Genomic DNA, 12,195 nt, shown 5'->3' with positions numbered 1-12,195 from the left:
CGGGCAGGAATTTCTGCCGCTGGCGCCGAGAGCGTGTGTTTACCGTGCTTTCGGGGCGGTCGGAACCCGCGCCGTCACTCGGCAAAGCGCCGCAGACCAGGCTGACAGGCGGGCAGAGGCGCCTGACCAGGCACGCCCGGTCCGCCGCTCGGGCAAACCTGAGGCCATTGACAGGGTTTGCAAGCCTTTCTATAATGCCGGGTTTCCCTTGCCACACCGCGACAGACGCACTCGAAAAATAAGTTTCAGTGAAGATGCGGGTGGCGCAATCCATAAGGAGTTTGCATGCGTCACTATGAGATCGTGCTGCTGATCCACCCCGATCAGAGCGAACAAGTTCCAGCCATGCTGGAGCGTTACAAAGGCATGATTACGGCCGGCGGCGGTAAGATCCACCGCGTCGAAGACTGGGGCCGTCGTCAACTGGCTTACATGATCAACAAGCTGGCCAAGGCACACTACCTGTGCCTGAATATCGAAGCCGACCAGGCTGTGATGGCTGAACTGGAACACGCGTTCAAGTTCAACGATGCCGTGCTGCGTCAACTGACTGTGCAGAAGAAGAAGGCTGAAACCGCTCCTTCCGCCATGATGAAGACCGTGGAACGCGAAGAAGCTCGCAAGGCTACCCAAGCCGAGCACGCTGCCGCCGAGCGTTAATTCACAGCAGGAGGTGGAGAACCGCGTACTTGTCACGGCCACACTCGCAGAGGTCAAAACCATGCGATACACCCCGGCCGGTTTACCTGCACTCGACATGGCTTTGGAGCACCGCTCCACGCAAACCGAGGCAGGCCAGCCAAGACAAGTGAACGCACTGCTCAAAGCCGTGGCCTTTGGCGCACTGGCAGAGCGGTTGGCCCGGCAGGCGATTGGAAGTGTCTGGACATTCCAGGGATTTCTCGCCACACCGCGCAACAGCAAAGCGCTGGTTCTGCACATCCAAGATATTCAACCAGATACTTATTGAGAGGTCCGAAATGGCCACGTTCAAGAAATTCAACAAAGACAAGCGCCCCAAGCGCAACACCCAGTCGCTGCTGTTCAAGCGCAAGCGCTTCTGCCGCTTCACCGTGGCTGGCGTCGAAGAAATCGACTACAAGGATGTTGACACCCTGCGTGACTTCATCGCCGAAAACGGCAAGATCATCCCCGCACGCCTGACCGGCACGCGCGCCATCTACCAACGTCAGCTGAACACTGCCATCAAGCGCGCTCGCTTCCTGGCCATGGTGCCTTACAGCGACCAGCACAAGATCTAAGGAGCACGAACCATGCAAATCATTCTGCTCGACAAGGTAGTGAACCTGGGTAACCTGGGCGAAATCGTCAAGGTCAAGGACGGCTACGCACGTAACTTCCTGATCCCTTCGGGCCGCGCACGCCGCGCCACCGAAGCCGCTAAGGCCGAGTTCGAAGCCAAGCGCGCCGAACTGGAAAAGGCTGCCGCTGAAAAGCTGGCTGCTGCCCAAGCCTCCGGCGAAAAGCTGGCTGGTCAAACCGTGAAGCTGACCCAGAAGGCCGGCGTTGACGGCCGTCTGTTCGGCTCGGTGACCAACCACGACATCGCTGAAGAACTGAACAAGATGGGCTTCGCTGTGGTGAAGTCGCAAGTTCGCATGCCCAACGGTCCTATCAAGACCGTGAGCGAAAACACCGTCGAAGTGGCTCTGCACACCGACGTGGTGGTGGAAGTGAACGTTTCGGTTTACGGCGAACACGTTTAAAGAGTTGCTTGCCGGTGTGCACAGTGCGCCGGCAACCAAGCAAAGGCAACAAGCTCCGGCTTGTTGCCTTTTTTATTGTTGGTTCTTTTTTAGATTCTTTGGGCGCAAGTGTTGTGGCGGAACGGGCTGCAATGCCTGTGTTGGGAGTCTTCGTTTTGAGGTGGTGATATGGCCGCGAATGCTTTGTTGCTGCGGGGCCGGCCATCCGGCTTTGCCGTACCAAGGTACTGTCTGCAGCCAAGCGTCGCGCCTACGCGGCCATCTCACCATTGGGGTGAGAGGTTCGAGCGCCCGCTCCGCTGCTGAGCGACGCTGTTTAGAGACCGGTTCAGCAGGCTTCGTCTTTTCTGGCGCATGTAGATCGTCCAGCGCGAGCACCCACCGGCCATCGGTATTTGCGAATTCCGCTATGGTGCTGCTAGGAGCGAAAGAGCAAGGCCATGGACTTCATCATTGCGCTGATCCGGGAATACGGCGTCGGGATTGTGTTTTTGAACGTGCTGATCGAGCAGCTGGGTGCGCCCATTCCCGCGTATCCGGTGCTGATGGTCACGGCCGCCGTGCACGGTGGCGCCTGGCAGCAGCAACTGCAGCTGGTGCTGGTGGCCTGGGTAGCGGCGCTGATAGCGGATTACATCTGGTATTTGCTGGGCCGGCGCTACGGGCGGCGCGTGCTCTCGCGCATTTGCAAGATATCGCTGTCGCCGGATTCCTGCGTGCAGAACACCGAATCAGTCTACAGCCGCTGGGGCGCCAAATCGCTCTTGGTGGCCAAGTTTGTGCCCGGCTTTGCGTCCATTGCCAGCGCCTTGGCGGGCGCAGTGGGCACGCGGCCTGTTCGTTTTGTGCTGTTCGACGGCCTGGGCGCTTTGCTCTGGATTGGCTCGGCCGTGTTGCTGGGCGGCTTGTTCAGCTCCACGGTGGAAGACCTGCTGGCCGTGCTGGGCCAGCTCGGCCAGTGGGGTTTGCTGCTGCTGGCGCTGGTGTTTTGCGTGTTCATTGGCCGGCGCTGGTGGTCGCGCCGCCAAGTGATCCGCTCGCTGCGCATGGACCGGCTGACCGTAAACGAACTGAGCGACATGCTAGAACGCGGCGAGCAGCCCGTGATTCTGGATGTGCGCTCGGGCCTGGCTTTTGACAGCTCGCATATCCCCGGAGCGCATTCCTACGACCCGCATGCCAAGCAGGCCGTGCTGCCAGCCATCGATGCCAATGCGCAGGTGGTGGTGTACTGTGCTTGCCCGAACGAGGTGTCGGCCGCGCGTGTGGCGCAGCTGTTGCAGAAAGCGGGCGTGGCCAAGGTGCGGCCGCTGCTGGGCGGCATTGATGCCTGGGTAGATGCCGGCTACGGCGTGCACCAAAACCAGACTTCAGCAACAGCCAGCTCCTGACAAGTAAAGCCTGCGCTCGGTGCGTGGGCTATCACAGCAGTAACAAGGCCAGGGCGGCAATCGCGGTAGGTGCCAGCGCACCAAGCAGCAGGCCGCCAATGCTGATCGAGGCGTTGCTGAAACCGTGCTTGAGCAGCGCCACGCCAGCCGGGTTGGGCGCGTTGGCGATCACCGTCAGGCCGCCACCCGCGACGGCGCCGGCCATCAGCATGTATTTGGCGCTGTCGCTCATGCCTTCGATCTGCGAGCCCAGGTAGGTGAGCGCGGCGTTGTCGGTGATGGCCGTCAAGCCCAGTGCGCCAAAGAACAGCGTCAGCGGCGCCATGCTGGCCACCAGTGGCTGCAGCCACCAGCTTTGCAGGCCGCCCAGCACCACCAGCCCGGCCAGGAAAAAGCCCACCAGCAAAGCCTCTTTCAAAATAAGCGGGCTTTGGTATTGCGCATAGGCGTGGGTGTAGGCCAGAAAAAGCAGAAATACGCCGATGAACAGTACCGGGTGGTGCGCCAGCAAAACTACGCAGGCCAGCAGGGCGATGTGCACTGACACCACCGTCCACGGCATCTTGCCGTGCTCAGCGGGTGCAGCAGCGGCGTGCTGCAAATGCTTGCGCATGAACCAGGTTGCCAGGCTGGCGTTCAGCAGCACGGCCAGCGCGGCTTTCCAGCCAAAATGCTGCAGCATGAAAGCGCTGTCCCAACCCCAGGGCGTGGCCACCATCAGCACCGGTGGTGCTGCATAAGCGGTGAGCGTGCCGCCAATTGACACGTTGACGAAGAGCACGCCGAGCGCCAAGTATTTGAGCCGGGCCGGCATGCGTGGCGTGAAAACCAGCGGAGCCAGTGTCAACGCAGCAATCGTCATGGCCGCCGGTTCGGTGATGAGCGATCCCATCAAGGGCACTAGCGCCAGCCCCAGCCAGGCCAAAGCCAGCGGCGTTGCCAATGGCACGGCAGACGCCAAGGCTTGCAGCAAGGTCTGCACGGTGGCGACGATAGGGCGAGAAGCAGCGATTACCATCACCACAAAAACGAACAATGGCTCGGTGTAATTGCGCGATTCGGCGTACTGCACCGCTTGCTGCGGGCTGGCGGCCAAGGCCAGTGCGGCGATCAGCACCATGGCCCAGAAGCCGAAGACGATTTCTACCTCACCCAGCAAATGGAATACGCCGGCATGGCGCGGGTAGCGTTTGGACAGGCGCTCGAGCTGTTTGGCCAAAAAAGTGTGGAGCAGGGCCACGGCAAAAATGCCGGCCGCGAGGTGGTCGATAGACATGGAGCTGCGCTTTCGAGAGCAGCCTGCCAGTGCAACAGCCCAAGGCTTGGATGCGGGAGCAGGCGGCGTTCAACCCGCGAGGCGGCCCGACCTTCGCTACACCTGCCGCTGCACCCCATGTGACGACACCCAGCCGCAGATTCTACAAAACACGGTTGCCGGTATTCCCTGCAAAAGCCCCTAAGAGCGCGGCCCGCGGCGCTTGCGCAGCAGCCACAGCGCCACCAGCACGGAGAACAGCACGATCACGCCCACCACGATCCAGAAGCCGTTCGCGTCTTGCGCCAGCGGAATGCCGCCGACGTTCATGCCGAAGAGGCCGGCCATCAGGTTCACCGGCAGGGCCAGCACGGTGATCATGGTCAGCGTGTAGAGCGAGCGGTTGGTGTCCTCGTTGATGCTGGCTGCAATCTCTTCCTGCAGCAGTTTGATGCGCTCTTCCAGCGATTGCATATCGCGCAAGAACACCGAGAACTCTTCGCTGGCAGCGCGCAGGCCTTGCAGATCGCTCTCACTGATCCAGCGCGGCGGCGTCTGCAGCAGGCGGAACAGCGCCGAAGGCTCGGGCGCCAGCAAGCGTTTGAAGCGCACCAGCAAGCGGCGCAGCGCGCCCAGTTGGCGCGGCTGCATGCGCACGCGGCCGCCGAGCAACTGGTCCTCGATCTGGTCCACGCGCTGGGTCACATCACGCACAATGCGCACCAGCACATCGGCCTGGGCGCGCAGCAGGCGCTCCAGCAGCTCGGTGCTCGACTGCGGCCGGTCGCCATTGCGGATGTGTTGGCGCAAGGTATCTACCGAGCGCAGCGGGTGCGTGCGCGCCGAGATCACCACCGTGGGCGACACATGGATCCACAAGGTGTGGATGTCGCTGGATTCAAAGTGGAAATCAAAGTCGATATCGTTGATGACGGCCAGCAGCGTGTGCTCCAGCCGCTCGATGCGGGTGGACGCCAAGCCTTCGCGCAGCGCCTCGTAAAACTGCTCATCCAGCCCGGCATATTGCTGCAACCAGCGCAGGCAGTGCGCATGGCTCAGGTTGAAATGCAACCAGACAAAGCTGCCAGCCCGCGGCGGCTGCTCGGCAGCCAGGCGCTGATGCACCTCTTGCGGCGACAAGGCAAGCGCCGCATCTCCGCCATCAAACGCAAAGGCCCAGACCAGGCCGCTTTGGTCGGGCGGCGTGAAAAAAGGAGGAGAGTCCGGCTCCTGCCAGTCAGAATCGGTCAACGCAGCGCTCCAAAGCACCCAAGGCGGGGAAAAGCGCCATTGTTGGCGCTGTGTGTGACGGATATGTGACTGTCATGCTGACGTCACTTTTTCGAAACACGGTCTGTGCTGGGTAGCCGGCGGCTCAGGAATGCGGTTGACAACAAAAAAGCCATGTGGGCTTGGGCCGCACATGGCTGGGGTGTAGTTGCTGGCTGGCGCTCAGTCTGGCATCGAGCAGTGGCCGCCGCTGGCGTGTTGGCCTGAGCCGGCAGCGATCAGCGGCGCTTCGTAGCGCAGATCGACCGGCTTGCTGTGGCTGTAATCCCAGGCGATGAAAGCGACCAGCACAATCCAGAAAGCGCTGCGCAAAATAGTGGTGTTCATGGTGAATTCCTTGCGCTTTAAAAACCGAAATGGCGGCGAATGCGCAGCCCGAAAATCGTGCCGACAAAGGCCAGCGGCACCCAGATCCAGCCGTGGATGCTGCCGGTGCTGATGCCCGAGAGCATGGCACCCACATTGCAGCCAAAGGCCAGGCGCGAGCTGTAGCCAAGCACCAGGCCTGCGACCAGCGCCACGATCCACTGCGTGCCCGTCAACGCCTTGGCAGCGGCGGGTTTGCCGGCAGCAATCCACAGCGCGCCGGCCAGAATGCCGATATTGGTGATGCTGGTGATGTCGAGCAACACCGTCTCTTGCAAGCGCTGTGCATTGCCCGGCTGGCTCCAGAACCAGTTGCCGGCCAAATCCACCAAACCTGCGCCGTTGGCCAGCTTGGCGGCCCACAGGCCAAAGCCGTAAACCACGCCCCAAGGCTGGCCGGCAATCACCAGGTTCAGTGTGGCAAAAATGGCCAAGCCGATAGCGCCCATCACCCACTTGCGTTGCCACACTGGTGGCGTGTTGCGTTGCAGGGCTGTATTGGCGCTGGCGCAGTAGGCTTTCACGGCAAAGCCGATCACCAGCAGCGCCAACAAGGTAGCGCCCAACGCTGGCGCCCAGCCCCAGGTGCTGACCAGGCCGACAGCCGGCATGCGGCCCAGATCCAGCCACCAGCCCAGGTGCAGCGAACCGAGGAAGCTGCCAATCGCGAACATCGGCAAAATCGCCGTGTTCATGGGGATGCCCATGCCCGCCTTGTACAGCGTGCCGCTGCCGCAGCCGTCGGCAATTTGCATGCACAGACCAAACACAAAAGCGCCTACGAGCAGGCTGATGCTGGGTGGGCCGAGCGCTGCGGTCAACTCTGGGAAGTAGCCGAGCAGCGGCATGGCCATGGCGGCTGCCAGTGCCAGCAGCAGCAACTGGCCAAAGACGCCGCGCGGGTCTTTGTCTTCGACCAGCATGCGCCAGCCGGTGGTAAAGCCAAAGCGCTGGCCGGCCAAAATCGCACCCAGGCCAATACCCACCAAAAACAGCGCCGCCTGGCGCACCGACACGGTCCACAACAGCCAGCCAAAAAAGGCGGCCATCAGCACCGACAAGGGAAGTCGCTTCATAAAAATCTTGTAGTTATCCGTTGGAGAGTGGCTGGCGCTCTAAGCCCCAGTTCACTTGAACTTGCGCTGCCACCACTGCTTGGCGTCATAGGCCAGCGATTCGGCGCGGCCGGGCTGGTTTTGCATGGCGGGCGCATCGGGTTGCTGCGTCCAATCGACCATCGAGCCGGCGTACAGCTTCACGTTCGGCAGGCCGGCCATCTCGCTCAGACCGAACCAATCGGTGGCTGCCCAGTGGCCGGTGTTGCAGAAAGCCACCGTGTCCTGGCCGTCTTTGCGGCTGATCTTGTCGGCAATCTGCTTGGCCGTAGCCGCGTCGACAAACTGCGTTGTGCCTTTGACAAACCACTGGTTGAAATCCAGCTGTTGCGCGCCCGGCAAGGTGCCTGAGAGCTTGGCTGCGGGTGCACGCGTCTCACCTTTGTAGAAAGCATCGGGGCGCGAATCGACCAGGGCGGCGTTGCTCAAATCCACGTGCTGGCGCACTTGCTCGCGGGTGGCGATCAGGTTCTCGTCGAGCTGAGGCTGGTAGTTGCTGGCGGCTACGGCTGGTGCATCGCCTTGGCTGACGGATTTGCCGTCAGCCACCCAGCTTTTCATGCCGCCGTTGACAATGGAGAGCTCTTTCAGGCCCAGCGCCTTGAGCGTCCAATACACACGCGCCATGGCACCAAAATCGGTGGTGTCGGCACCGGTGGAAACCACCACCGCGTGCGTGGCAGGCGTGAGGCCCAGCGACTGCACCAGCGTGGTCAGCTTGCTGATGTCGGGCAGTTCGCCCGGGTTGGTGGCTGGGCCGCGCCACTTGCCATAAGGTGCGTTCAGCGCGCCAGGAATATGGCCAGCGGCAAAGAGTTTGGGATCGCGGATATCGATGACTACCGGCGCAGGCGTGGCCTGCTGCGCAGTCACCAACTCGGCCGGCGAGAGCAAGGGCTGCGCAGCCGTTGCACAGGCGCTGGCCCACAGCAGGCCAGCGGCAAGAACGAGGGATTTCATAGAGACAGTCCTAGGGAATGGCCCGCATTGTCCCCCGCTTTGCTTACTGATCAAACCATCTTTAACAATGAAAGATATGACGAAAAGGTTATATCGAGCAGCGCTGGCAGGTGGGAGGTCGCTCTTCAGCGCGGAATGCTGTTGGCGCTGAGCCGCCGCATGCGAGCCGGGACGGTTTCCCAAATCCTTGTCAAGCGACCCCTGCGCGGGGCGGCTTCTACAATCGGCAGCAATTGTTTTACTGTTTACCCAAGCGGCGGCTATTGGCCGCCGTGCTGCGTTATGGATATTGTTGTCAACGAAGAACTCAAAGCCTATATCGACCCACTGACCCCGGACGAGTACGCGTCGCTGGAGCGCAGCATCCTGGCTGAAGGCTGCCGCGATGCGCTGGTGCTGTGGGGCAATGTGCTGGTCGATGGGCACAACCGCTACGGCATCTGCCAAAAGCACGGCCTGCCTTTCAACACGGTGCAGAACACGCATTTCCAGAGCATGGAGGATGTGTATCTGTGGATGATTGACCAGCACCTGGGCCGCCGCAGCGTGTCGGATTTTCAACGGGGCGTGCTGGCGCTGCGCAAGCGCGAGATTCTGGAGCACCGCAAGCTGGAGAAAGCGCATCCGGTAGCGGCAGAGCCCGCCGCTGAAGGCGAAGCGCCTGCGGTGGCAAATGCTGACGAGGCCTTCTCGCCGGTTGATGCGGCCGAGCTGGAGAAAGTCGCTACCCGCGAAGCGATTGCCAAGGCTGCCCGCCTGTCGAGCAGCCAGGTGGCGCAGATCGAAAAGATCCAGAAAAACGCGGCGCCAGAGTTGGTCGAGGCTTTGAAGGCGGGCGATATCTCGATCAACGCCGCCGCCGTGGTGGCCACCCTGCCCAAGGACGAGCAGCAGGCCGCAGCTCAGGGCGGCAAGGACGAGCTGAAAAAAGTAGTGAAGAGTGTGCGCGATGCCAAGCGCAAGCCCAAGGAAGACAAGCCCGACGCCGCCGCCGAGCAAGCGCCCGCCGCATTGGCCCACGGCGCCGAAGCCGTGGATGCTGCGCTGGACAAAGCCCAGCAGCAGATCAGCGAGTTGCGCGCCCGCGTGCAGGAACTGGAAAACGAGAACGCCCAGCTGCGCTTGCAGCTGGCGGCTGCCAATTCCAGCGATCTGCCAGCTTCGGACGAGCCCGCTTTCTAAAGCTCAGCCTCGCGGCTGCGCCAGTTGGCGCACTTGGCGTGTGCGCGCCCGCTGCACGCGGGGGCGGGTGGTTTCGGCGTGTTGCACGGCGCGGCGGTATTGCAGCAGGCTGGCTTCGGCGCCTTGGAGCACGGCTTGCGGCAACTGGTGTGGCGCGGCGTTGGTGCTGGTTGCAGGGTCGCACTGGCCCATCATCAAGGCCAGGCCCTGGGCCACGTGCGATGCGGTGTAGACGTGGAAGCGCCCGGCGGTCACGGCATCCACCACACGTGGTGCCAGCATCAGGTGGCGCTGGTTGCGCGCGGGGATCAGCACGCCGTGGCTGCCGTCTAGGCCGTGTTGTACGCACAGGTCGAACCAGCCTTCAATCTTTTCGTTGAGGCCGCCTACCGGCAGCACTTCGCCGTGCTGGTTGAGCGCGCCGGTGACGGCAATGTTTTGCAGCAGTGGCACGCCTGAGAGCGACGAGAGCAGCGCATACAGCTCCGCGCAGCTGGCCGAATCGCCTTCGACGCCGCTGTATTCCTGCTCAAACACCACCGATGCATTCAGTGCCAGCGGCGCCAGATGGCCGAATAGCGCGGTCAGGTAGCTTTGCAGGATGAGCACGCCTTTGTCGTGGATGGGGCCGGACATGGCGACTTCGCGCTCGATGTTGACCAACCCGTCTTGGCCGGCATAGGTGCGGGCGCTGATGCGCACAGGCAGGCCAAAACGGTAGTCGCCGGTGTCGATTTGCGAGAGGCCGTTGACCTGGCCGATGCGGGTGCCGCTGAAGGCGATCATGTGCTCGCCGTCGTCGATGGCGTCGTGCAGCGCCTCTTCCATGGCGTTGTGGCGCTGGCGGCGGGCGGCAATGGCGGCATCCACATCTGCCGCATTCACCAGGCGGTTGGCGCGGCCGGGCTGGGCCCATTGCGCGCTTTCAATCAGCAGGGCTTCCAGCGGGCCGAGTTGGCCGCTTTGGCGCTGCTGGTCGTCCGCCTCGCGATGCGATTGCTCCAGCAGACGGGCCACGGCGCTGGCATCGCACTGAGGCAATTGGTACAGGGCGCAGCGCTGCGCAATCAAGGCCGCCGTGGCGCGGTAGGTGGCGGGCGTGGCTTTGAACTGTTCGGCAAATTCCACCTTCACGCGAAAGCGGCGGGCCATGTCGGGGTCGTTTTCTTGCAGCTGGTAGTAGCTTTCTTCCGAGCCGATCAGCACCAGTTTGACGTTGAGCTGCAGCAGCTCGGGCAGCAACCCACCAGCGCTGCTGGGGCCTTGGCTGGCGTGCACATCGTCAATGCGCAGTTGGCGCGTGCGCAGCACGCGGCGCAGCGCTTGCCAGCAGGCTTCGTCGCCCGCCATGTCGCGCAGGTGCAGCAGCAGGTAGCCGCCATCGGCACGCAGCAGGCTGCCGGCGCGGATGCAGGAGAAATCGCTGTGCCGGTCTTCGTCGTCGGCCGGGTCGATGGTGCCAAACAGGTTGCGCAGGCTGGGCTGGTCTTCCAGCACCACGGGTGCCCGTGTTTCGCCGTGGTGGTCGACCACCAGGTTGAGCTGGCTCCGGTGCTTGAGCGCACGCAACTTGGCGTGCTGGCGCGCGCGGGCTTCGTCGCGGGCGTCCTGGCTTTCGCCTTCGCCTTCCAGGCTGTCGGTGGTGTCGAGCAGGGCGTCGGCGTCTTGTGCAATGCTGCGTGGCACCCACAGAGCCATGTTCTTGAGCCATTCGGCCTGCATTTGCGCTAGCCAGCGTTGCAAGGTGGCCAGGTCGTCGGCAGCGGGCGTCAAGCCATCGAGCGCCTGGGCAGCGGCAGCCTGCCACAGCGGCGTGGCGAGCGATTGGTAGAACAGTTGCAAGGCCTGGTCGCGGCTGTGCTGGGCGGCACGCATCTGGCTGCGGAACTGCGCCAACTGCAAGCGCAGCTGGTATTCCAGATCGACAGGCGCGCTGGGCGCCGCGTGCGAAATGGCTTGCGCGTAGCCTTCGGCGGCGGGCTCGTGCGCTGGGGCTGGCGCAGCGGCTGCGGTGTCCGCATCGGTGTCTGCCATATCTGCAGCGTCAGCCAAGCTTTCTGGTTCTGCTTGTACATGGGAATCTGGCTGCGCGGTGTTGGTTTCTTGGGGCGCGCTATCCAGGCCAAGGTTTTGGGCGCTGTCCGATTCTGGCGCGTTTGTTGCGGCAGCGTCAGCGTGGCTGGCAGGTTTGTTGTCTGCGCCATCGGCTTCGTCGTTGCTGGCGCTTTCCACCACCAGTTGGCCTTCGTCGCGCCGAATGCGCAGGCCCATTTGGCCGGCCCAATCGCACAGCGCTACAAAGCCGGCTTCCTCGGCCTGGCGCGCCTGGTTGTAGAGCTGCTCAATTTGGCGGCGGTGCGGTGTTTCGTTGACCAGCTTGTCCAGTTGTTCGGGCAGTTTTTCGACCAGGTTTTCCACGCGCTTGCGCAAGGTGCGGCCTTGGCCAGCGGGCAGGCGCACGGCCAGCGGGCGCTCGGGCAGCGCAAAGTTGTGCACAAAGGCCAAATCGGGCGCGGCAGGGCGTCGGCTGGCTGCTGCTTGCATGGCTTGGCGTAGCAGCGAGGTGCGGCCGCTGCCTTCGTCGCCCAGCACAAACAGGTGGTAATCGGGCTGCAGCACCGACAGGCCAAATTCGGCAGCCGCCTGGGCGCGTTGCTGGCCCACCCAGGAGATGGGCGTGCCCAGCAGTTCGGCCGTGCTGGCAAAGCCGAGGCTGGCCGGGTCGATGGCCAGGCGCAACTGAGCGGGCTGCAGCAGCTCGGCACAGCCAGAGGGATGGGCGACAGCGGAGGGGCGAGATTCAGACAATGGAGACGGTTCCTTGGGTAAGAAGTCGGCAGGCTCGCCACGCGGGCCTGCTTTGGATAGCTACTGTAGCGCTTGTTCAGCGCAGCCTGGCTGGCGGGCGC

The 12,195-nt window shown here is 62.8% G+C and carries 12 protein-coding genes; 6 read left to right on the top strand and 6 right to left on the bottom strand.

From position 1 onward, the window contains the following. Positions 1-285: 285 nt before the first annotated feature. From rpsF to ACFIQF_RS10760, 5 genes are all read left to right on the top strand, one after another. Positions 286-660 (top strand): 30S ribosomal protein S6, encoded by a 375-nt coding sequence (rpsF, locus tag ACFIQF_RS10780; protein ID WP_393942692.1) that lies wholly within the window; start codon positions 286-288, stop codon positions 658-660. Between the two features lie 13 nt (positions 661-673). Further along, positions 674-970, top strand: a complete 297-nt coding sequence (priB, locus tag ACFIQF_RS10775; protein WP_393942691.1) for a primosomal replication protein N — start codon at positions 674-676, stop codon at positions 968-970. Positions 971-980: 10 nt separating this feature from the next. Beyond that, a complete protein-coding gene (gene rpsR / locus ACFIQF_RS10770; protein ID WP_092949104.1) occupies positions 981-1,262 on the top strand; it encodes a 30S ribosomal protein S18 in 282 nt (93 codons plus the stop codon). 12 nt (positions 1,263-1,274) lie between these two features. After that, positions 1,275-1,727, top strand: a complete 453-nt coding sequence (rplI, locus tag ACFIQF_RS10765; protein WP_393942689.1) for a 50S ribosomal protein L9 — start codon at positions 1,275-1,277, stop codon at positions 1,725-1,727. Positions 1,728-2,167: 440 nt separating this feature from the next. Then, positions 2,168-3,118 (top strand): rhodanese-like domain-containing protein, encoded by a 951-nt coding sequence (locus ACFIQF_RS10760; RefSeq protein ID WP_393942687.1) that lies wholly within the window; start codon positions 2,168-2,170, stop codon positions 3,116-3,118. A gap of 31 nt (positions 3,119-3,149) precedes the next feature. Here ACFIQF_RS10760 and ACFIQF_RS10755 read toward each other — a convergent pair whose 3' ends face one another. The 5 genes from ACFIQF_RS10755 to ACFIQF_RS10735 form a co-directional block, all read right to left on the bottom strand. Continuing rightward, positions 3,150-4,394, bottom strand: coding sequence for a putative Na+/H+ antiporter (locus tag ACFIQF_RS10755; RefSeq protein WP_393942686.1), 1,245 nt, complete (start codon positions 4,392-4,394; stop codon positions 3,150-3,152). Positions 4,395-4,574: 180 nt separating this feature from the next. Further along, entirely contained in the window at positions 4,575-5,624 is a 1,050-nt protein-coding gene (locus ACFIQF_RS10750; protein ID WP_393942684.1) for a transporter, read from the bottom strand. A gap of 201 nt (positions 5,625-5,825) precedes the next feature. Next, positions 5,826-5,990, bottom strand: a complete 165-nt coding sequence (locus tag ACFIQF_RS10745; protein WP_393942682.1) for a hypothetical protein — start codon at positions 5,988-5,990, stop codon at positions 5,826-5,828. A gap of 17 nt (positions 5,991-6,007) precedes the next feature. Continuing rightward, positions 6,008-7,105 carry a YeeE/YedE thiosulfate transporter family protein gene (locus ACFIQF_RS10740; RefSeq protein WP_393942680.1) on the bottom strand — a complete coding sequence of 366 codons (1,098 nt, stop codon included), beginning with the start codon at positions 7,103-7,105 and terminating at the stop codon, positions 6,008-6,010. 51 nt (positions 7,106-7,156) lie between these two features. Further along, complete coding sequence (locus ACFIQF_RS10735; protein WP_393942678.1) at positions 7,157-8,104, bottom strand: sulfurtransferase; 948 nt, start codon at positions 8,102-8,104, stop codon at positions 7,157-7,159. 282 nt (positions 8,105-8,386) lie between these two features. Here ACFIQF_RS10735 and ACFIQF_RS10730 point away from each other — a divergent pair, with 282 nt between their 5' ends. Next, positions 8,387-9,286, top strand: coding sequence for a plasmid replication/partition related protein (locus tag ACFIQF_RS10730; RefSeq protein WP_393942676.1), 900 nt, complete (start codon positions 8,387-8,389; stop codon positions 9,284-9,286). A gap of 3 nt (positions 9,287-9,289) precedes the next feature. On the opposite strand, the gene ACFIQF_RS10725 is transcribed toward ACFIQF_RS10730, so the two are convergent. Beyond that, positions 9,290-12,094 (bottom strand): AAA family ATPase, encoded by a 2,805-nt coding sequence (locus ACFIQF_RS10725; RefSeq protein WP_393942674.1) that lies wholly within the window; start codon positions 12,092-12,094, stop codon positions 9,290-9,292. Positions 12,095-12,195: the final 101 nt, after the last annotated feature.

Source organism: Comamonas trifloxystrobinivorans (genome assembly GCF_043359985.1).
GTDB classification, from domain to species: domain Bacteria; phylum Pseudomonadota; class Gammaproteobacteria; order Burkholderiales; family Burkholderiaceae_C; genus Comamonas; species Comamonas trifloxystrobinivorans.
Note: the sequence above shows the minus strand (reverse complement) of the source record. Positions and strands in the feature narration are given on the sequence as shown.

Excerpts from the sequence above, each read along its gene's own strand:
- rpsF (WP_393942692.1), top strand. The coding sequence starts at position 286 with ATGCGTCACTATGAGATCGTGCTGCTGATCCACCCCGATCAGAGCGAA.
- rpsR (WP_092949104.1), top strand. The coding sequence starts at position 981 with ATGGCCACGTTCAAGAAATTCAACAAAGACAAGCGCCCCAAGCGCAAC.
- rplI (WP_393942689.1), top strand. The coding sequence starts at position 1,275 with ATGCAAATCATTCTGCTCGACAAGGTAGTGAACCTGGGTAACCTGGGC.
- ACFIQF_RS10760 (WP_393942687.1), top strand. The coding sequence starts at position 2,168 with ATGGACTTCATCATTGCGCTGATCCGGGAATACGGCGTCGGGATTGTG.
- ACFIQF_RS10755 (WP_393942686.1), bottom strand. The coding sequence starts at position 4,394 with ATGTCTATCGACCACCTCGCGGCCGGCATTTTTGCCGTGGCCCTGCTC.
- ACFIQF_RS10745 (WP_393942682.1), bottom strand. The coding sequence starts at position 5,990 with ATGAACACCACTATTTTGCGCAGCGCTTTCTGGATTGTGCTGGTCGCT.
- ACFIQF_RS10740 (WP_393942680.1), bottom strand. The coding sequence starts at position 7,105 with ATGAAGCGACTTCCCTTGTCGGTGCTGATGGCCGCCTTTTTTGGCTGG.
- ACFIQF_RS10735 (WP_393942678.1), bottom strand. The coding sequence starts at position 8,104 with ATGAAATCCCTCGTTCTTGCCGCTGGCCTGCTGTGGGCCAGCGCCTGT.
- ACFIQF_RS10730 (WP_393942676.1), top strand. The coding sequence starts at position 8,387 with ATGGATATTGTTGTCAACGAAGAACTCAAAGCCTATATCGACCCACTG.